Below are 19,816 nucleotides of genomic sequence, written 5' to 3'. Positions count from 1 at the left end.
CGAACGCACCCCGCGCGTGGTCGCAGCACGCAAGCTGCTGCGCCGCACGGGTCGCGATCGGGCCGGGCGGTTCCTCGTCGAGGGCGCCCAGGCCGTCCGTGAGGCGCTCACCGCCGCCTCCGCGCGCGATCTGGCCGTGCACGACCTGTTCATTACGGCGACGGCCGCCCAGCGGCATCCCGAGCTGGTGACGGCGGCACACGCCGCCGGCGTCCGGGTCGTTCCGGTCACCGACGCCGCTGCCGACTCGCTCTCGGACACCGTCACCCCCCAGGGCCTCGTCGCGGTCTGCGACCTCCTCGACGTCCCCGTCCGGGTCGCGCTCGCCGGACCACCCGCCCTCGTCGCGGTGCTGGCCGGCGTGGCGGACCCGGGCAACGCCGGCACCGTCATCCGGGTGGCCGACGCCGCGGGCGCCGGAGCCGTGCTGCTCGCCGGCGACGCGGTGGACCCGCACAACGGCAAGGCCGTGCGCGCCTCCACCGGCAGCGTCTTCCACCTGCCGCTCGCCCGCGACCGCGATGCCGCCGCCGTGCTCGACGCCTGCCGAACCGCCGGGCTCACCCTGCTCGCGGCCGACGGCCGCGGCGAGCTCGACCTGCACGACCCCGCCGCCGACGGCGTGCTGGCCGGCCCGACGGCCTGGGTGTTCGGCAGCGAGGCGCACGGCCTCCCGCCGGATCTGGCGGCGGCCACGGACCACCGGGTGCGGGTTCCCATCCACGGCCTGGCGGAGAGCCTGAACCTGGCCACCGCGGCCGCGGTGTGCCTCTACGCCAGCGCACAGCGGCACTCGCGCGCCGGCGCAGCGTCGGCCGTGCTCCGCCGCGACAGTGCTCCGCAGGACAGGCGTTAGGGTGGCCGCGTTGGCCCCGTCCCGGAAGGTTGTCCGATCTCCATGCCCGAGAGCACCGACGCCGCGACCACCGACGCCGTGAGCGCCGACGCCGGGGCCCTGCTCAGGCCGGAGGCGCTCGACGACGCCGTGGCCGCCGCCCGCAAGGCGTTCGATGCCGCGACCGATCTCACCGCGCTCTCCACGGCCAAGCCCGCGCACCTCGGCGACCGTGCCCCCGTCCTGCTGGCCCGGCGTGCCCTCGGGTCGCTGCCCGGCCCCGAGCGGGCGGACGCCGGCCGGCGGGTGAACGCCGCCCGCACACAGGTGCAGGAGGCGTTCGACGCACGCCGCGTCGTGCTCGAGGCCGAGCGCGACGAGCGGGTGCTCGTCGAGGAGGCCGTCGACGTCACGCTGCCGTTCGACCGGACCCCGCGCGGCGCCCGGCACCCGATCACCCAGATCGGGGAGCGGATCGCGGACGTGTTCGTCGCGATGGGCTACGAGGTGGCCGAGGGGCCCGAGGTCGAGTCGTCGTGGCTGAACTTCGACGCGCTGAACTTCGGCAAGGACCACCCGGCGCGCACCATGCAGGACACCTTCTACCTCGGTGAGGGCGAGGGGTCAGGCCTCGTCCTGCGCACCCACACCTCCCCGGTGCAGATCCGCGCTCTCCTGGAGCGGCCGCTGCCCGTCTACGTCGTCTGCCCGGGCCGCACGTTCCGCACGGACGAGCTCGACGCCACCCACACGCCGGTGTTCCACCAGGTCGAGGGGCTGGCCGTGGACAAGGGCATCACGATGGCGCACCTCAAGGGCACCCTCGACGCCTTCGCCCGCGCCATGTTCGGCGAGACCTCCCGCACCCGCCTGCGCCCGTCGTTCTTCCCCTTCACCGAGCCGTCCGCCGAGGTGGACGTGTGGTTCCCGGAGAAGAAGGGCGGCGCGGGCTGGGTCGAGTGGGGCGGTTGCGGCATGGTCAACCCGAACGTCCTGCGGGCCTGCGGCATCGACACCGAGGTGTACTCCGGCTTCGCGTTCGGCATGGGCCTGGAGCGCACCCTCCAGTTCCGCAACGGCCTGCCCGACATGCGCGACATGGTCGAGGGCGACGTGCGCTTCAGCCGCGCCTTCGGCGTGTAGGTCCGGGCGTCCCACCAGACTTCTCAGGAGCGTTTCCGTGCGTGTTCCCCTGTCCTGGCTCGCCGCCCACGTCGACGGCCTGCCCACCGACGTCGACGCCGTCGGCGAGGCGTTCGTCCGGGTCGGTCTGGAGGTTGAGGACATCCACCGCGGCCCGGACCTGAAGGGCCCGCTGGTGGCCGGGCGGGTCCTGGAGATCGAGGAGCTGACCGGGCTCAAGAAGCCGATCCGGTGGTGCCAGGTCGACACCGGCGACCCCGACGGCCCGCGCGGCGTCATCTGCGGCGCCCGCAACTTCGCCGTCGGTGACCTCGTCGTGGTCGCCCTGCCCGGTGCGGTGCTGCCCGGCGGGTTCGCGATCTCGGCCCGCGAGACCTACGGGCACGTCTCCGACGGCATGATCGCGTCGGCGCGGGAGCTGGGTATCGGCAGCGACCACGCCGGGATCCTCGTGCTCCCACCGGGTGCAGCCGCGCCCGGTGAGGACGCGACGGTGCTGCTGGGCCTCGACGACCCGGTGGTCGAGCTCGCCGTCACGCCGGACCGCGGCTACTGCTTCTCGGTGCGCGGCCTCGCCCGCGAGCTCGCCGGTGCGTTCGACTCCGACTTCGTCGACCCCGCCGCCCGCGTCGAGGTGCCCGCCGCCGAGGGCGACGCATGGCCGGTCACGCTCGACGACCCGGCGTGCGCGCGGTTCGTGGCCCGCCGCGTCGAGGGCGTCGACCCGGCGGCGTCGAGCCCGTGGTGGCTGCAGCGCCGGCTGCTCGCCGCCGGGATGCGGCCCATCTCGCTGATCGTCGACGTCACCAACTACGTGATGTTCGAACTCGGCCAGCCGCTGCACGCCTACGACGCCGCCCGGCTCACCGGCGGCATCCACGTGCGCCGCGCCGCCGGCGGCGAGACCCTGACCACCCTCGACGACGTCGAGCGCCGCCTCGATCCCGACGACCTGCTCATCGTCGACGACTCCGGGCCGATCGGCCTCGCCGGCGTCATGGGCGGCGCCTCGACGGAGATCGGTCAGGCCGGCGAGGGCGGCACGATCGACGTCGTGCTGGAAGCCGCGCACTTCGGCCCGTACGTCATCGCCCGGGCCGCCCGCCGGCACAAGCTGCCGAGCGAGGCGTCGCGTCGCTTCGAGCGCGGCGTCGACCCGCAGCTGCCGCCGGTGGCCGCCGAACGGGCCGCACGGCTGCTCGTCGAGCACGGCGGCGGCACGATCGCCGCCGGCCGCACGGACGCCGGTGCCGCCCCCGCGCCGACACCGGTCCGCATGCCCCTGGAGCTGCCGGACCGCGTGGCCGGCGTGGCGTACGAGCGCGGTGCCACCGTGCGCCGGCTGCACCAGGTGGGCTGCAGCGTCGAGTTCGACACCGGGACCGACGGGCACGGCCTGGGATTCAGCACCGTCGTCGCCACCCCGCCCTCGTGGCGGCCGGACCTCGTGCAGGCCGCGGACCTGGTGGAGGAGGTGCTGCGCCTGCAGGGCTACGACACCATCCCGTCGATCCTGCCCCCCGCCCCACCCGGGCGCGGTCTCACCCCGGCCCAGCTGCGGCGCCGGGCCGTCTCCCGGGCGCTGGCCGAGACCGGCAGCGTCGAGGTGCTGCCGTTCCCCTTCGTCGGAGCGGCGGTCTGGGACGCGTTCGGCCTGCCCGCCGACGACGTCCGCCGCCGGACCGTGCCGGTGGTCAACCCGCTGGACGCCGACCGGCCGGCGTTGTCGACCACCCTGCTGCCCGGCCTGATCGACGCGCTCGTGCGCAACCGGGCCCGCGGCTTCTCCGACCTGGTCCTGCACACCGTCGAGCAGGTGGTGCTGCCGCACGCGAAGCCGGTCGCCATGCCGGACCCGGACGTCGCCGACCGGCCCACGGACGCCGAGGTCGCGCAGATCAAGGCGGCGCTGCCCGCCCAGCCGGTGCACGTCGGGGTCGTGCTCGCCGGCGACCGTGAGCGGCGGGGCTGGTGGGGTCCGGGGCGGCCGGCCCGGTGGGCGGACGCGATCGAGATCGGCCGGCTGGTGGGCGCCGCGGCGGGCGTCGAGCTGCGGGTTACGACGGCGTCGCTGCCGCCGTGGCACCCGGGACGGTGTGCTGCGCTGCGCGTCGGCGACTGGATCGTCGGTCACGCCGGTGAGCTGCACCCGAAGGTCGTGGAGGCACTCGATCTCCCGCCCCGCACCTGCGCGGTGGAGATCGACCTCGACGCGCTGCCCCTGCGCGACGACCGCCCGGCCCCGCGGGTGTCGCCCTATCCGCCGGTGTCCGTGGACGTCGCGCTCGTGGCGGCGGCGGACGTCCCGGCCGCCGAGCTGACCGAGGCCCTCGAGATCGGCGGCGGTGACCTCCTGGAGGAGGTGCGGCTCTTCGACGTCTACACCGGCCATCAGGTGGCGGACGGGCATCGCTCGCTGGCGTTCGCCCTGCGGTTCCGTGCCCCCGACCGGACCTTGACGAACGAGGAGGCCAACGCCGCTCGCGACGCCGCCGTGGCCGTGGCGGCGGACCGGTTCGGCGCGACCCTGCGCTGATCCGGGCCGGCCCGTTGCGCGGCGTGCACCCGGCCCGGAAGGCTCGCCCCGTGAGCACCGCGACATCGATCATCGCCGACACCGCGGCCGGCGCCGTACAGGGCGTCCGGACCGGCGGCGTCGTCGCCTTCCTGGGTGTCCCGTACGCCGCGGCTCCCGTGGGGGAGCGCCGCTTCCGGGCGCCCGAGCCGGTCGCGCCATGGGCTGGCGTACGGGACGCGGTCACCCACGGGCCGACGGCGCCCATGCCGGGATACCCGCCGCCGTTCGACGCGCTGCTGCCGAACCCCGTCGTTGCCGGCGACGAATACCTCAACCTGAGCGTGTGGACGCCGGACCCGGACGCACAGGGACTGCCGGTCCTCGTCTGGATCCACGGCGGGGCCTTCGTGAACGGGTCCAGCGCCGTGCCCCTCACCGATGGCTCCGCCTTCGCACGCGACGGTGTCGTCACGGTCGCGGTGAACTACCGGCTCGGTGCCGAGGGCTTCGCACTACTGCCCGACGCACCGCCCAACCGCGGCCTGCTCGACCAGGTCGCAGCGTTGGAGTGGGTGCGTGACAACGTGGCGGCCTTCGGGGGCGACCCGGACACGGTGACCGTTGCGGGCGAGTCGGCCGGGGCGATGAGCATCGGCGCACTGCTGGCGATGCCGCGCGCCGCCGGACTGTTCCGGCGGGCCGTGCTGCAGAGCGGCGCAGCGCATCACACGCTCTCGTCGTCCACAGCGAGTCGTGTCACCGACTTCGTCGCTGCGGAGCTGGGGGTGCCCGGGACCGCCGCGGCCTGGCGCGACGTGCCGTCGGAGCGGGTGCTGGCCGCCCAGAACGCGCTCGGACGCGTCCTTCAGCGCCCGGACCCGGCACGGTGGGGCGAGATCGTCGTCAACCTCATGCCCTTCGAGCCGGTGGTGGACGGCGAGGTATTGCCGGCGCCGCCGCCGCAGTCCATCGCCGCGGGATCGGCGGCCGGGGTGGACGTGCTGGTGGGCGCCAACCGCCACGAGTACCGGTTGTTCTTCGTGCCCACCGGGATCGCGGACAAGGCGGACGGGGCCATGCTCGCCGCGGTCGCTGCGGGCTACCGACTGCCGGAGGCCGCGCTGGCCCGCTACCGATCCGCATCGCCCGGAGCCGCGCCCGGCACGGTGCTCTCGGAGATCGCGACCGACTGGTTCTACCGGATGCCGGCGCTCCGGCTGGCCGAGTCCGTGCCGGGCAGCCATGTCTACGAGTTCGGCTGGGAGACCCCGGTCGGCGGCCTCGGCGCTTGTCACGGGCTCGAGGTGCCCTTCGTCTTCGACACGCTGGACGCCCCCGGAGTGCCCGCGCTGGTCGGTCCCGAACCGCCGCAGGCCCTCGCCGACGCCGTGCACCGGGCCTGGGTGGCGTTCGCGACCACCGGAGACCCCGGGTGGCCTGCCTACACGCCGGATCGGCGTGCCGTCGCCCGGTTCGGTTCGGGCACGGATCCGGCCGTGGAGGTGGTCGACGATCCGCGGGGTGACCTGCGGGCGCTGTGGGACGGCGTCCGCTGACGATCGGCACCACGGCGGCCCTCGATAGCATCGCGGGGTGCCCGACCGACCCCTGCCCGATCTCGACGGACCCGGGGTGGACGGGCCGGATGCCGGCGGCCTGGCGACCGGGCCCGTCGCCGAGCGTCCCGATCCGGCGGCGGTGGGAGAGCGCGCCGCGCTGATCGGCTCGATCGTCGCCTCGTCCGTGTCCGGCGTCCTGGCCGTGGTGTGGGGCGTGCTCAGCGGCGCGCGGATCATCCTGTTCGACGGTGCGTACGCGCTGATCGGGATCGGGATCGCCGCGTTGTCGCTGCGCATCGCCCACGCGGTCGCCGCGGGACCGACCCGCCGGTTCCCGTTCGGCCGCGACGGCCTGACCCCGCTGATGGTCGTGGGACAGGGCGTCGCGCTCGCGGCGACGCTGTTCTACGCCGGCACGGACGCGGTGACCGTGATCAGCGAGGGCGGGACCGCGGTCGCACCCGGCAACGTCGCCGCCTACGGCGCGGTGACCGGGCTGATCTCGTTGGCGGCAGCCTGGTGGCTGCGACGCAAGGCGCCGGGCTCGGATCTCGTCGACGCCGAGGCCCAGCAGTGGCGGGCGGACGCGATCCTCAGCGCGGTGATGGTGACCGGGGCGCTGGTCGGTTTCGGTCTCCTCGCCGCCGGTCGGGCGGACCTGGCCGACTACGTCGACCCGGTCCTCGTCCTGGTCGCCTGTGCGGTGCTGGTGCCCACCCCGCTGCGGCTGCTGCGCTCCGGCACCATCGAGCTGCTCGAGGGCGAGCCGCCCGCGGCGATCACCGATGCCGTGCACGCCACCGTCGACGAGGTGCGGCACCGCTTCGGCCTGGACGAGCCGATCGTCCGGCTGCACAAACTCGGCCGGAAGCTCTACGTCGAGGTCGACTTCGTCGTCGAGCCGGGGGAGTGGGACGTCAGCGAGGAGGACGACGTCCGCCGGGCCGTCGCCGCCGGTCTCGAACCGCTCGGACTGGACGTGTGGGCCTACGTGGAGCTCACGACGGACCGCGCACTGGTGGAGTGACCGGGCGGCGTCACGGCATGCTGTCGACCGGTGCGGGGCTCCGCCGCGCGACCTCCGCCCGGACCGTCGGCGCGACCTTCGTGCCGAGCAGTTCGATGGCCGTCATCACCGCGCGGTGCGGCACCGTGCCCAGCGCCAGCTGAACGAGGGCCCGGTCGTGGCCGAACACCTCGTGCTGGAAGAGGATCTTCTCCGCGACCTCCTCGGGATCGCCGAGGGTCAGGTGCCCGCGCAGCCCCGTCGCCGCGGTGAAGGCGCGCTTGTTCGTCGGGCCCCAGCCGCGCTCGGCCCCGATGCGGTCCATCACCTCGGCGTGGTGCGGGTAGTACGTGTCGGCCGCCGTCTCGTGGTCGGCGGCGACGAACCCGTGCGTGTTGATGCTCACCGGCAGGTGCCCGTGTCCGGCCCGGGACGCCGCCTCCCGGTACAGCGCCACCATGGGCGCGAACCGCTCCGGGATCCCACCGATGATCGCGAGCGCGAGCGGGAGGCCGAGCGTGCCGGCGCGGACCACGGAGGCCGGGCTGCCGCCCACGGCGATCCCGACCCGCAACCGCCAGGCTCGCCGGCTTTCACGATCGTCCGAATTCCCGTCGAGGGGCTTCGCCTGACGGCTGCGGCCGGCAGCGGGTCCTGCACGGGCCGCGGGTACACGGGCTGGTCGTCGAGCGCGGGACGGTGCCGGCCCGACCACGTCACGCGCTCGTGGGCCCGCACCGCGAGCAGCAGGTCGAGCTTCTCCGTGAACAGCGCGTCGTAGTCGCCGAGGTCGTAGCCGAACAGCGGGAACGACTCCACGAACGACCCGCGTCCCGCCATGATCTCCGCGCGCCCGTCCGACAGCAGGTCCAGCGTCGAGAACTGCTGGAAGACCCGCACGGGGTCGTCGCTGCTCAGCACGCTCACCGCGCTGGTCAACCGGATCCGGGACGAGCGCTCGGCGCCCGCGGCCAGGATCACGGCCGGTGCGGAGGAGGCGTAGTCACGGCGGTGGTGCTCGCCGACCCCGAACACGTCGAGGCCCACCTCGTCGGCCAGCGCGATCTCCTCGACGACCTCGCGCAGCCGCTGCGCCGGCCCCACACCGTCGGGGTCCAGGCTGACGTCGGCGAAGGTGTACACCCCGATCTCCACGCCGCCACCGTACGGCGGGATACGGGCTGTCATCGCGTCACAGGTGCTTGAGCGCCTCCTTCCTCGACAGCGGCGACAACGCCGGGTGCGCCGTGACGAACGTGCGGACCCACTCCGGGTCCGTGCGCGCGTACTGGCGCAACGCCCAGCCGATCCCCTTGCGGAGGAAGAAGTCGCCGTCGTCGAGGTTCGCCTCGATCGCCTCGGCGAGCAGCGCGAGGTCGGTCTGCTCGCGCGCGCCGAGCTGGCAGATCACCGCCGTGCGGCGCAGCCAGCGGTCCGGCGCCCGGATCCAGGTGCGGAGCACCGGCGTGACGGACGCCGGGTCGGCGCGCAGCGCGGGACCGACCACCCGGGAGGCGATCTCGTCGACGTGATCCCACCAGGCGCCGGTGACGATCCAGTGCCGGTGGACCGGCAGCCGGTCCGGCTCCGGGGCGAGCCGCCGGGCCAGTGCGGTGGCGACGTAGCGCTCCTCGCGGACCCGGGCCCCGTCCCACAGCACCTCGGCCGCGGCCCGGACGGCCGACCGGTCGGCCAGCAGCGGCCGCAGCTCCCGCAGCAACGTGCTGCGGGCCGGTGCTGCCACGCCGAGGAAGGGCATCGTGGACTTCATGTAAGCCTGCATGCCGGGCGCCGCCGTCGGGTCGGCTCTCGCCGCGAGGCCCGCGCGCGCCGCCTCGACGATCGCGTCGGCGTCGGGGATGCTCATGCGGGGCACCGTAGGCCGGGCCACCGACAGAACCCCTCTGTGTATTGATTTGCAGGGTCGTGCATACTCATCCACGTGCGGATCGCAGTGGCGGGAGCGAGCGGGTATGCGGGGGGCGAGCTCCTCCGGCTCCTGCTCGCTCATCCTGAGGCGGAGGTCGGGGCCCTGACGGCCGGAGGCAGCGCGGGCACGCGGCTGGGTGTGCATCAGCCGCACCTGCTGCCACTGGCCGACCGCGTCCTCGTGGACACCACGGCCGACACGCTAGCCGGGCACGACGTGGTCTTCCTCGCCCTGCCGCACGGCCGCTCCGCCGAACTCGCGGCGCAACTGGGCGACGACGTGCTCGTGGTCGACTGCGGAGCGGACCACCGGCTCACCGACCCGGCCGCGTGGACCCGCTGGTACGGCGGCGTCCACGCCGGCTCCTGGCCCTACGGGCTTCCCGAGCTCCCCGGTGCGCGCGAGGCCCTGCGCGGGGCACGCCGGATCGCCGTACCGGGCTGCTACCCGACCGCCTCGACGCTGGCGCTGTTCCCCGCGTTCGCCGCCGGGCTGGCCGAGCCCGAGGTGGTCGTCACCGCGGTGTCGGGCACGTCGGGCGCCGGAAAGGCGCTCAAGCCGCACCTGCTGGGCGCCGAGGTGATGGGGGCGCTGTCGGCCTACGGCGTCGGGGGTGCCCACCGGCACACACCCGAGATCGCCCAGAACCTGTCGGTGGTGGCCGGTAGGACGGTCGGCGTGAGCTTCACTCCGGTTCTGGCGCCGCTGCCGCGCGGCATCCTTGCCACCTGCACGGCGCGCACCGACGCGTCGGCCGCGGAGGTCGTCGAGGCGTACGCGAAGGCGTACGCGGACGAGCCCTTCGTGCACCTGCTGCCCGAGGGGACGTGGCCGACCACGGCCGCCACGCTCGGGGCGAACACCGTCCACATGCAGGTCACCGTCGATCCCGACGCCCGGCGGCTCGTCGCCGTCGCCGCGATCGACAACCTCACCAAGGGCACCGCCGGAGGCGCCGTGCAGTCGATGAACCTGGCCCTGGGACTGCCGGAGACCACCGGCCTGCCGCTGACGGGGGTGGCACCGTGACGCTGACGACGCCCCAGGGGTTCCGCGCCGCCGGCGTGGCGGCCGGGCTCAAGTCCACCGGCGCCCTCGACCTCGCCCTGGTCGTCAACGACGGCCCGGCGCACTCGGCCGCCGGCGTGTTCACCCGCAACAAGGTCAAGGCCGCTCCGGTGCTGTGGTCGCAGCAGGTGCTGACCACGGGGCGGCTGCGCGCCGTCGTCCTCAACTCCGGTGGGGCGAACGCCTGCACGGGGCCCGAGGGTTTCCAGACCGCGCACGCCACCGCAGAGAAGGCGGCCGAGGCACTCGGGTGCGCGCCCCTGGAGGTCGCGGTCTGTTCCACGGGGCTGATCGGCAAGCAACTCCCGCGGGAAGCCGTGCTCGCCGGCGTCGAGGCGGCCGCCGCGGCGCTCGGCGACGACGCGCTCTCGGCCCTGGCCGCCTCGACCGCGATCATGACCACGGACACCGTGGCCAAGCAGTCCGCCTACACGGACGTCACCGGTTGGAGCATCGGCGGCACCACTAAGGGCGCCGGCATGATCGCGCCGTCGATGGCCACGATGCTCACCGTGCTCACCACGGACGCCGTGGTGGACGCCCCGGTGCTCGACGAGGCGCTTCGCGCCGCCGTCCGGGTCAGCTTCGACCGGTTGGACGTCGACGGTTCCATGTCCACCAACGACACCGTGCTCGTGCTCGCCTCCGGTGCCTCCGGCGTGGCCGTCGACCCGAGCGCGTTCACCACCGCGCTGACGGCCCTCTGCCGCGACCTCGCCCAGCAGATGCAGGCCGACGCCGAGGGCGTCACCAAGCGGATCACCGTGCGGGTGACGGGCGCCGCGACGGAGGACGACGCCGTCACCGTCGCGCGCACGATCGCCCGCGACAGCCTGGTGAAGACCGCGATCTTCGGGTCCGACGCCAACTGGGGGCGCATCGCCGCCGCGGCCGGGTACGCCGACGCCGCCGTCGATCCGGACCGGCTCGACATCGTCATGAACGGCGTTCTGCTGTGCCGGGGCGGAGTGGCCGCGGGTGGCCGCACCGACGCCGACCTGTCGGGCAAGGAGGTGCTCGTCGAGGTCGACCTCGGGCTGGGCGCCGGCGCGGCGGACATCCTCACCACGGACCTGTCGCACGCGTACGTGGAGGAGAACAGTGCCTACCCCTCCTGACGGGCCTGCCCTCACCGACGTGCCTGCCCCTCCTGGCGGCACGGTGAGCCGGGCCCACGCCGGGGAGAAGGCGGCGGTGCTGGCCGAGGCGCTGCCCTGGTTGCAGCGGTTCCACGGGCGCGTCGTCGTCGTCAAGTACGGCGGCAACGCCATGATCGACGAGGAGCTCAAGCAGGCCTTCGCCCGCGACATGGTCTTCCTGCGGCTGGCCGGGATCCTCCCCGTGGTCGTACACGGCGGCGGCCCCCAGATCTCCGCGATGCTGGCCCGGCTGGGGCTACCCGCGGAGTTCCGCGGCGGCCTGCGCGTCACCACGCCCGAGACGATCGACGTCGTGCGGATGGTCCTGGTCGGTCAGGTCGGCCGCGAGCTGGTCGGGCTGATCAACCAGCACGGTCCGTACGCCGTCGGCCTGTCGGGGGAGGACGCGCACCTGTTCACCGCCGAGAAGCGCACCGCGCTCGTCGGCGGGGAGCCCGTCGACATCGGGCTGGTCGGCGACGTGGTGGCGGTCAACCCGGCCGCCGTGCTCGACATCGTCTCGGCCGGGCGCATCCCGGTGGTCGCGGGCGTCGCCCCGGACACGGCCGGCACGGTCTACAACATCAACGCCGACAGCGCCGCCGCCGCGCTGGCCGCCGCGCTCGGCGCGGCGAAGCTGGTGATCCTCACCGACGTCGCCGGGCTGTACGCGAACTACCCGGACCCCGACTCGATCATCAGCGCGCTCACCGCGGACGAGCTCGAACCGATGCTGCCGGGCCTGGAGTCGGGGATGGCGCCGAAGATGGAAGCCTGCCTGCGCGCGGTGCGCGGCGGTGTCCCCCAGGCCCACGTGATCGACGGGCGGGTGCCGCACTCGGTGCTGCTCGAGGTCTTCACCACCGAAGGAGTCGGAACGATGGTGGTTCCCTCATGACCGGGACGCCCACGACCTACCAGGAGCGCTGGAACGCCGCGCTCATGAACAACTATGGCACGCCCGCGCTCGAGCTCGTCACGGGCAGCGGTGCCGAGGTGTGGGACGCCCACGGCCGCCGCTACCTGGACCTGGTCTCCGGGGTCGCGGTGAACGCGCTGGGCCACGCCCATCCCGCCGTCGTCGCCGCCGTGACCGATCAGATCGGCCGGCTCGGGCACGTCTCGAACTTCTTCGTCCACGAGCCGGTGCTGAACCTGGCCGAGCGGTTGCAGGGCCTGCTGGAGGCACCCGACTCGCACGTGCTGTTCTGCAACTCCGGCGCCGAGGCGAACGAGACCGCCTTCAAGATCGCCCGTCGGACCGGGCGCCCGCACATCGTGGCCGCGCAGAACGCCTTCCACGGACGCACGATGGGCGCGTTGGCGCTCACCGGCCAGCAGCCGAAGCGAGCGCCGTTCGAGCCGCTGCCGGCGGGTGTGTCGCACGTGCCCTACGGCGACGTCGCCGCCCTGGACGCCGCGGTGGACGGCGACACGGCCGCCGTCGTGCTCGAACCGATCCTCGGCGAGGCCGGTGTGATCGTCCCGCCGGAGGGCTACCTGCGCGCCGCACGGGAGATCACCGCCGCCCGCGGGGCGCTCCTGGTGATCGACGAGGTGCAGACCGGCATCGGTCGCACCGGTGTCTGGTTCGCCCATCAGGCCGCCGGGATCGTGCCGGACGTCGTGACGCTCGCGAAGGGGCTCGGCGGCGGCCTGCCGATCGGGGCGTGCATCGGCATCGGGGACGCCGGCAGGCTGCTCGAGCCCGGTCAGCACGGCACGACCTTCGGTGGCAACCCGGTCTGCTGCGCGGCCGCCCTCGCCGTGCTCGACACGATCGTCGGCGAAGGCCTGCTCGAGCACGTCCAGCAGGTCGGCAAGGTGCTCACCACCGGCATCGAGGCGCTCGGCCACCCGCTGGTCACCGACGTCAGCGGGGCCGGGCTGATGATCGGCGTCGGACTCGCCTCGCCGGTCTCCGCGGCGGTCTCGTCGGCCGCCCGCGACGCGGGCTACCTGGTGAACAACGCGGTGCCGAACCGCATCCGGCTCATCCCGCCGCTGGTGCTGACCGAGGCACAGGCCACCGAGTTCCTCGACGTGCTGCCCGGCCTCCTCGACACCGACGCAGCATCGGCAGTGGGGGCGGTCTAGATGCCCGCCCGTCACCCCCTGCGCCACCTCCTGCGCGACGACGACCTCACGCAGGCCGAGCAGGCCGAGATCCTCGATCTCGCCGCCGCGCTGAAGGCCGAACCGTTCTCCCGGCGCCCGCTGGAGGGCCCACGCAGCGTGGCCGTGTTGTTCGACAAGAGCTCCACGCGCACCCGCCTGTCCTTCGAGACCGGCATCGCCCAGCTCGGGGGGACCCCGCTGATCGTCGACGCGGCCGCCAGTCAGATGGGGCGGGGCGAGTCCATCGGCGACACAGCGCGGGTGATCTCCCGCTACGTGGCGGCGATCGTGTGGCGGACCGGGGCGCAGGCGCGGATCGAGGAGATGGCCGCCTCGGCGACCGTCCCGGTCGTGAACGCGCTCACCGACGAGTTCCACCCCTGCCAGGTGCTCGCCGACCTGCAGACGATCCGCGAGCGGTTCGGGCGGCTGGCCGGACTGACCCTGACCTACCTCGGCGACGGCGCGAACAACATGGCGCACTCGCTCCTGCTCGGCGGGGTCACCGCCGGGCTGCACGTGCGCGTGTGCGCCCCGGACGGCTTCAGCCCGGACCCGGACGTGCTGCGCGACGCCAAGGCGCGCGCCCACGAGACCGGCGGCAGCGCCGCGCTGGTCGCCGACCCGCACGCCGCGGTCGAGGGCGCCGAGGTCGTCGTGACCGACACCTGGGTGTCGATGGGGCAGGAGTCCGACGGCCGCGACCGCACGGCCCCGTTCCGGCCCCTGCAGGTCAACGACGCGCTGCTCGACCGGGCCGCGCCCGACGTGATCGCGCTGCACTGCCTGCCCGCGCACCGCGGCGACGAGATCACGGACGAGGTGCTCGACGGCCCCCGCAGCGCGGCGTGGGACGAGGCGGAGAACCGGCTGCACGCCCAGAAGGCGCTCCTGACCTGGTTGCTGGCCCAGGTGCAGCGATGACCACCGGCACCACCAGCCGCGCCGCCCGCCAGGCACGGATCGTCGAGATCGTCTCGCGCGAGCAGGTCCGCAGCCAGACGGAGCTGCTCGGCCTGCTGGAGGCCGCGGGGATCGAGACCACCCAGGCCACGCTGTCCCGGGACCTCGACGAGCTGGGCGCCATCAAGCTGCGCGGCGCGGACGGCGGCATCCCCGTGTACGTGATCCCGGACGACGGCAGCCCGGTGCGCGGGGTCGAGGGCGGCACCGGCCGCCTGGCCAAGCTGCTCGGCGAACTGCTCGTGTCCAGCGACGCGAGCGGGAACCTCGCGGTGCTCCGCACCCCACCCGGCGCCGCGCACTACCTGGCCAGTGCGCTGGACCGCGCAGCGCTGCACGACGTCGTCGGCACGGTCGCGGGCGACGACACCCTGCTCGTGGTGGCCCGCGAGCCCTTGACGGGCGCGATGATCGCGGAGCGGCTCACGAACCTGAAGTCAGCCAAGATCGATCAGACAGTGATGAAGGGGTTGTAGGAGATGACGGACCGGGTCGTACTGGCCTACTCCGGGGGCTTGGACACCTCGGTGGGCATCGGCTGGATCGCCGAGGAGACCGGCGCGGAGGTCGTCGCCGTCGCGGTGGACGTCGGACAGGGTGGTGAAGACCTCGAGCAGATCCGCAAGCGGGCGCTCGCCTGCGGCGCCGTCGAGGCCGTGGTCGCCGATGCCCGCGACGAGTTCGCCGAGCAGTACTGCCTGCCGGCCCTGCAGGCGCAGGCCCTCTACATGGACCGGTACCCGCTGGTCTCCGCGCTGTCCCGGCCGCTGATCGTCAAGCATCTCGTGGGCGCGGCGAAGCAGTACGGCGCCACCACTGTCGCGCACGGCTGCACCGGCAAGGGCAACGACCAGGTCCGGTTCGAGGTCGGCATCCAGGCGCTCGCCCCCGAGCTGCGGTGCATCGCCCCGGTCCGCGACTTCGCCTGGACCCGCGAGAAGGCGATCCAGTACGCCGAGGACCACGACCTGCCGATCGAGACCAGCAAGCGGTCGCCGTACTCGATCGACCAGAACGTCTGGGGCCGCGCGGTGGAGACCGGGTTCCTGGAGGACATCTGGAACGCCCCGATCGAAGACGTCTACGCCTACACGCGGAACCCGGCGCAGCCGCGGGAGCCCGACGAGGTCGTCGTCCGGTTCGAGAACGGGGTCCCCGTCGCGATCGACGGGCATCGCGTCACGATGCTGCAGGCGATCCAGGAGCTCAACGCCCGCGCCGGCGCCCACGGGATCGGTCGGCTCGATATGGTCGAAGACCGGCTGGTCGGGATCAAGAGCCGCGAGGTGTACGAGGCTCCCGGCGCGATCGCCCTGCTCACCGCACACCAGGAGCTGGAGAGCGTCACCGTCGAGCGCGACCTCGCCCGGTTCAGGCGCACGGTCTCCCAGCGCTGGACGGAGCTGGTCTACGACGGGCTGTGGTTCTCCCCGCTGAAGGAGGCGCTCGACTCGTTCGTCGCGTCGAGCCAGGAGCACGTCACGGGCGAGGTGCGCATGACGCTGCACGGTGGCCGGGCCGTGCCGACGGGCCGCCGCTCGGACGCGTCGCTCTACGACTTCGGCCTCGCCACCTACGACGCGGGCGACACCTTCGACCAGGGTCTGGCGAAGGGCTTCGTCCAGCTGTGGGGCCTGCCCAGCAAGATCGCGGCGAGCCGCGCGCAGCGCGTGTCGGGGGTGGACCGGTGAGTGGTCTCTGGGGCGGGCGGTTCGCCTCCGGCCCGGCAGACGCGCTAACCGCCCTCTCGAAGTCCACGCACTTCGACTGGCGCCTCGCGCCGTACGACCTGCGTGCCTCGATGGCGCACGCCCGCGTGCTGCACCGCGCCGGGCTGCTCACCGACGACGAGCTGGCCGGGATGCTCTCGGCACTGGAGAAGCTCGACGCCGACGTCGCCTCGGGTGCGTTCGAGCCCGCGCCCGGCGACGAGGACGTGCACTCCGCCCTCGAGCGCGGCCTCGTCGAGCGCGCGGGTCCTGAGCTGGGCGGCAAGCTGCGCGCCGGCCGTTCGCGCAACGACCAGGTGGCGACGCTGTTCCGGATGTGGTTGCGCGACGCCGCCCGCCGGGTCGGCGCCGGGGTGTGCGAGGTTGTCGACGCCCTGCTCGCCCAGGCCACGTCACACCCGGACGCACCGATGCCCGGGCGCACACACCTGCAGCACGCCCAGCCGGTGCTGCTCGCGCACCACCTCGCCGCGCACGCGCACGCCCTCCTGCGCGACGTCGACCGGCTGCGCGACTGGGACCGCCGCACGGCGGTGTCGCCGTACGGGTCGGGCGCGCTGGCAGGGTCGTCGCTGGGGCTGGATCCGGAGGCGGTGGCCGCCGAGCTGGGGTTCTCCCAGTCGGCCGCCAACTCCATCGACGGCACGGCCGCGCGCGACTTCGCGGCGGAGGCGGCCTTCGTGCTCGCGATGGTGGCGGTCGACCTGTCGCGGATCGCCGAGGAGGTGATCCTCTGGGCGACCGCCGAGTTCTCCTACATCACCCTGGACGACGCGTTCTCGACCGGCAGCTCGATCATGCCGCAGAAGAAGAACCCGGACGTCGCCGAGCTGGCCCGCGGCAAGGCGGGCCGGCTGATCGGCAACCTCGCCGGGCTCCTCGCCACGCTCAAGGGCCTCCCGCTCGCCTACAACCGCGACCTGCAGGAGGACAAGGAGCCGTTGTTCGACTCGGTCGAGCAGCTGGAGCTGCTGCTTCCCGCGGTCGCCGGCATGGTGGCGACCCTGACGTTCCACACGGACCGGCTGGCCGCCCTGGCGCCGGCCGGATTCACCCTCGCGACCGACGTCGCGGAGTGGCTGGTCCGGCAGGGCGTGCCGTTCCGCGTGGCGCACGAGGCGGCGGGCGGCTGCGTCCGGGCGGCCGAGGGGCGCGGGGTCGGCCTGGAGGACCTGACGGACGCGGAGCTCGCCGCGGTGCACCCCGCCCTCACGCCCGAGGTCCGCACGGTGCTCACGGTCGAAGGATCGATCGCGGCCCGCGACGCTCGGGGCGGCACCGCCGGAGTGCGGGTCATGGAGCAGCTCGACGCGTTGCGGGCACAGGTGACGGAGGCGCGGCGCTGGACAGGATGACGGCGCCGCTCATCGACCGCGACGCGCTCGCCGTCGACGTCCCGGAGGCCGCGGTCCGCCTGCTGGGCTGCACGGTGGAGGCCGACACCCCTGACGGCACCGTCGCGGTCCGGCTCGTGGAGGTGGAGGCTTACCGCGGGGCCGACGACGCAGCGGCGCACTCCTTCCGCGGCCGCACCGCCCGCAACGCGGTGATGTTCGGCCCACCCGGACACCTCTACGTCTACTTCGTCTACGGCATGCACTTCTGCGCCAACGTGACCTGCCTGACCGACGGCGAGCCGGGCGCGGTGCTGCTGCGGGCCGGCGAGGTCACGTCGGACATCGGCGCCGCCTTCGCCCGCCGCCCGACGGCACGCCGCGCCGCCGACCTCGCGCGGGGTCCGGCCCGGCTGGCGGCGCTGCTCGGGCTGACCCGCGAGCACAACGGCCTCGACGTGACCGACGCGTCCTCGCCGGTACGGGTGCTCGCCGGACCACCGGTCGACCCGTCGTCCGTGTGCACCGGCCCGCGTGTCGGGGTCGCGGCCGCGCACGACACGCCCTGGCGGTTCTGGCTCGCCGGCTCACCTGCCGTGAGCCCGTACCGGCCCGGCCGGGGCGCCGGGACGAAGCCCGCGACCGGTGGGGGAGGATCGTCGGCGTGAGCACTGCGAACGCCAGCGGCCGTACGGGCGGCGACATCCTCGACGAGCTGGAGTGGCGCGGCCTGATCGCCCAGACCACGGACCGCGACGCGCTGCGGAGCGACCTCGCGTCGGGCGTCCTCACGTTGTACTGCGGATTCGACCCGACCGGGCCGAGCCTGCACGCAGGGCACCTCATCCCGTTGTTGACCCTGCGCCGCTTCCAGCAGGCGGGCGCCCGCCCGGTCGTCCTCGCCGGTGGCGCGACGGGGCAGATCGGCGATCCGCGCGACGTGGGGGAGCGCACCCTGCAGAGCACGGACACGGTCGCCGACTGGGTGCTCCGCATCCGCGGCCAGCTCGAACGGTTCGTCGAGTTCGACGGCTCGCCGACCGGTGCCGTCATCGCCAACAACCTCGACTGGACCGGCCCTCAGTCGGTCCTGGAGTTTCTGCGCGACGTCGGCAAGTACTTCTCGGTCAACGTCATGCTCGCGCGCGAGACGGTGAAGCGGCGTCTCGCCGCCGAGGGCATGTCGTACACCGAGTTCAGCTACCTGCTCCTGCAGAGCCAGGACTACCTGCACCTCTTCCGCCGCGAGGGATGCCGGCTCCAGATCGGCGGTTCGGACCAGTGGGGCAACATCGTGGGCGGGGTCGAGCTGATCCGGCGGGTCGAGGGCGCGACGGCCCACGCGCTCACCGTGCCGTTGATCACCGACTCCGAGGGGCGCAAGTTCGGCAAGTCCACCGGGGGCGGGAACATCTGGCTGGACCCGCAGATGACGTCTCCGTACGCGTGGTACCAGTACTTCGTCAACGTCGCGGACGCCGACGTCGGGCGCTACCTGCGGATGTTCACGTTCCTGCCGCCCGAGGAGATCGAGCAGCTGGAGAAGGACGTCGCGGAGCGGCCGCACCTGCGAGCCGCGCAGCGCCGCCTGGCGGGGGAGCTGACCACACTCGTCCACGGCGCTCACCAGACCGAGCAGGTGATCGCCGCGAGCCAGGCGCTCTTCGGCCGCGGCGACCTGCGCGATCTCGACGGCCCGACCATCGACGCCGCTCTCACCGAGGTCCCGCGTGCGTCGGTGAACCTCGACGAACACCCGACGATCGTCGATCTCCTCGTCGCCACCGGCCTGTCCGAGAGCCGCGGGGCTGCACGGCGCACGGTGACCGAGGGTGGTGCGTACGTCAACAACGTCAAGATCGCCGACGACCAGTGGGTGCCGGAGGCGGCCGACCTGTTGCACGGCCGCTGGCTCGTCGTCCGCCGCGGCAAGCGCAACATCGCCGGCGTCCGGGTCGATGACCGGCTGGTCGATTCCCAGTAGCGCTGACCAGCTCGGACACCCGTTAGGGACCCCCCAACGGAGCGTCCGTGACGCAGCGTGTACTGTCCTCCACGTCGCCAGGGCGGCAGCAAGACAGACCGGGACAGCTTCGCTGGCCCGTAGTCGGCCCCCGGAGTGCGACACCCCTCGGAGGTGCCCGCCCAGTGCGGTGTATCGTCGAGGTGTGGGACGGCAGGGGTTGACCCTGGTCACCGGACCACTTAGGGTGGGCGAGTTGCCCCGGATCTGATCCGGAGTGCTACTCTAGAAGTACAAGCCCCGACGGACCGCCTGACGGTGGGATGCCGGTGTGCGGGTGTCTTTTGAGAACTCAACAGTGTGTCGAGCTTGTTTGTTTGGAACTGGTGGTGTTGTGCCAGTTTTGATATGGCTCTTCAATATCTACGGCCCCGTCCGTGGTGGAGAGTTTTTTGGTTAGAGCCAGTTTTTGTTGGAGAGTTTGATCCTGGCTCAGGACGAACGCTGGCG

General features: G+C 73.5%; 18 protein-coding genes. 15 read left to right on the top strand and 3 right to left on the bottom strand.

Translation table 11 applies throughout. The annotated features are described in order from the left end of the window. The first annotated feature begins 16 nt into the window (after positions 1-16). Genes RM445_RS10795 through RM445_RS10775 form a run of 5 tightly spaced genes read left to right on the top strand, consistent with a single transcriptional unit; the run spans position 17 to position 7,082 of the window. Positions 17-856, top strand: coding sequence for a TrmH family RNA methyltransferase (locus tag RM445_RS10795; RefSeq protein WP_311556042.1), 840 nt, complete (start codon positions 17-19; stop codon positions 854-856). 42 nt (positions 857-898) lie between these two features. Then, positions 899-1,978 carry a phenylalanine--tRNA ligase subunit alpha gene (pheS, locus tag RM445_RS10790; RefSeq protein WP_311556041.1) on the top strand — a complete coding sequence of 360 codons (1,080 nt, stop codon included), beginning with the start codon at positions 899-901 and terminating at the stop codon, positions 1,976-1,978. A 37-nt stretch (positions 1,979-2,015) separates the two neighbouring features. Next, entirely contained in the window at positions 2,016-4,514 is a 2,499-nt protein-coding gene (gene pheT, locus RM445_RS10785; protein ID WP_311556040.1) for a phenylalanine--tRNA ligase subunit beta, read from the top strand. Positions 4,515-4,564: 50 nt separating this feature from the next. Further along, positions 4,565-6,052, top strand: a complete 1,488-nt coding sequence (locus tag RM445_RS10780) for a carboxylesterase/lipase family protein (RefSeq protein ID WP_311556039.1) — start codon at positions 4,565-4,567, stop codon at positions 6,050-6,052. A gap of 37 nt (positions 6,053-6,089) precedes the next feature. Continuing rightward, positions 6,090-7,082, top strand: a complete 993-nt coding sequence (locus RM445_RS10775; protein ID WP_311556038.1) for a cation diffusion facilitator family transporter — start codon at positions 6,090-6,092, stop codon at positions 7,080-7,082. A 10-nt stretch (positions 7,083-7,092) separates the two neighbouring features. Here the strand turns inward: RM445_RS10775 and RM445_RS10770 are convergent, their stop codons facing one another. The 3 genes from RM445_RS10770 to RM445_RS10760 are packed head-to-tail and all read right to left on the bottom strand — an operon-like array spanning position 7,093 to position 8,922. Next, positions 7,093-7,467, bottom strand: coding sequence for a hypothetical protein (locus RM445_RS10770; protein ID WP_311556037.1), 375 nt, complete (start codon positions 7,465-7,467; stop codon positions 7,093-7,095). Then, a complete protein-coding gene (locus tag RM445_RS10765; protein WP_311556036.1) occupies positions 7,464-8,216 on the bottom strand; it encodes an LLM class flavin-dependent oxidoreductase in 753 nt (250 codons plus the stop codon). The genes RM445_RS10770 and RM445_RS10765 overlap by 4 nt, the downstream gene beginning before the upstream one ends. 37 nt (positions 8,217-8,253) lie before the next feature. After that, positions 8,254-8,922: a DNA alkylation repair protein gene (locus tag RM445_RS10760; protein WP_311556249.1), complete on the bottom strand. Its 669-nt coding sequence runs from the start codon at positions 8,920-8,922 to the stop codon at positions 8,254-8,256. 75 nt (positions 8,923-8,997) lie between these two features. Here RM445_RS10760 and argC point away from each other — a divergent pair, with 75 nt between their 5' ends. From argC to tyrS, 10 genes are read left to right on the top strand one after another with little or no spacing between them, the layout of a single operon-like run. Next, the gene (argC, locus tag RM445_RS10755; protein ID WP_311556248.1) at positions 8,998-10,020 is read left to right on the top strand and encodes an N-acetyl-gamma-glutamyl-phosphate reductase; all 1,023 of its coding nucleotides are present in this window, start codon (positions 8,998-9,000) and stop codon (positions 10,018-10,020) included. Then, positions 10,017-11,177 (top strand): bifunctional glutamate N-acetyltransferase/amino-acid acetyltransferase ArgJ, encoded by a 1,161-nt coding sequence (gene argJ / locus RM445_RS10750; protein WP_311556035.1) that lies wholly within the window; start codon positions 10,017-10,019, stop codon positions 11,175-11,177. Before argC ends, argJ begins: the two co-directional genes overlap by 4 nt. Positions 11,178-11,196: 19 nt before the next feature. After that, entirely contained in the window at positions 11,197-12,096 is a 900-nt protein-coding gene (argB, locus tag RM445_RS10745; protein WP_311556034.1) for an acetylglutamate kinase, read from the top strand. Beyond that, entirely contained in the window at positions 12,093-13,295 is a 1,203-nt protein-coding gene (locus tag RM445_RS10740) for an acetylornithine transaminase (RefSeq protein WP_311556033.1), read from the top strand. Before argB ends, RM445_RS10740 begins: the two co-directional genes overlap by 4 nt. Further along, a complete protein-coding gene (gene argF / locus RM445_RS10735; protein WP_311556032.1) occupies positions 13,296-14,240 on the top strand; it encodes an ornithine carbamoyltransferase in 945 nt (314 codons plus the stop codon). It abuts the gene before it with no gap. Beyond that, positions 14,237-14,755: an arginine repressor gene (locus tag RM445_RS10730; protein ID WP_311556031.1), complete on the top strand. Its 519-nt coding sequence runs from the start codon at positions 14,237-14,239 to the stop codon at positions 14,753-14,755. Before argF ends, RM445_RS10730 begins: the two co-directional genes overlap by 4 nt. Before the next feature lie 3 nt (positions 14,756-14,758). Next, entirely contained in the window at positions 14,759-15,970 is a 1,212-nt protein-coding gene (locus RM445_RS10725) for an argininosuccinate synthase (protein WP_311556030.1), read from the top strand. Continuing rightward, positions 15,967-17,364, top strand: a complete 1,398-nt coding sequence (gene argH / locus RM445_RS10720; protein WP_311556029.1) for an argininosuccinate lyase — start codon at positions 15,967-15,969, stop codon at positions 17,362-17,364. Before RM445_RS10725 ends, argH begins: the two co-directional genes overlap by 4 nt. Continuing rightward, complete coding sequence (locus tag RM445_RS10715) at positions 17,361-18,011, top strand: DNA-3-methyladenine glycosylase (protein ID WP_311556028.1); 651 nt, start codon at positions 17,361-17,363, stop codon at positions 18,009-18,011. The genes argH and RM445_RS10715 overlap by 4 nt, the downstream gene beginning before the upstream one ends. Then, complete coding sequence (tyrS, locus tag RM445_RS10710; protein ID WP_311556027.1) at positions 18,008-19,327, top strand: tyrosine--tRNA ligase; 1,320 nt, start codon at positions 18,008-18,010, stop codon at positions 19,325-19,327. Before RM445_RS10715 ends, tyrS begins: the two co-directional genes overlap by 4 nt. Positions 19,328-19,816: the final 489 nt, after the last annotated feature.

Source organism: Pseudonocardia charpentierae (assembly GCF_031845345.1).
Classification (GTDB): Bacteria; Actinomycetota; Actinomycetes; order Mycobacteriales; family Pseudonocardiaceae; genus Pseudonocardia; species Pseudonocardia charpentierae.
Note: the sequence above shows the minus strand (reverse complement) of the source record. Positions and strands in the feature narration are given on the sequence as shown.

Excerpts from the sequence above, each read along its gene's own strand:
- pheS (WP_311556041.1), top strand. The coding sequence starts at position 899 with ATGCCCGAGAGCACCGACGCCGCGACCACCGACGCCGTGAGCGCCGAC.
- RM445_RS10740 (WP_311556033.1), top strand. The coding sequence starts at position 12,093 with ATGACCGGGACGCCCACGACCTACCAGGAGCGCTGGAACGCCGCGCTC.
- argF (WP_311556032.1), top strand. The coding sequence starts at position 13,296 with ATGCCCGCCCGTCACCCCCTGCGCCACCTCCTGCGCGACGACGACCTC.
- RM445_RS10730 (WP_311556031.1), top strand. The coding sequence starts at position 14,237 with ATGACCACCGGCACCACCAGCCGCGCCGCCCGCCAGGCACGGATCGTC.
- RM445_RS10725 (WP_311556030.1), top strand. The coding sequence starts at position 14,759 with ATGACGGACCGGGTCGTACTGGCCTACTCCGGGGGCTTGGACACCTCG.
- RM445_RS10715 (WP_311556028.1), top strand. The coding sequence starts at position 17,361 with ATGACGGCGCCGCTCATCGACCGCGACGCGCTCGCCGTCGACGTCCCG.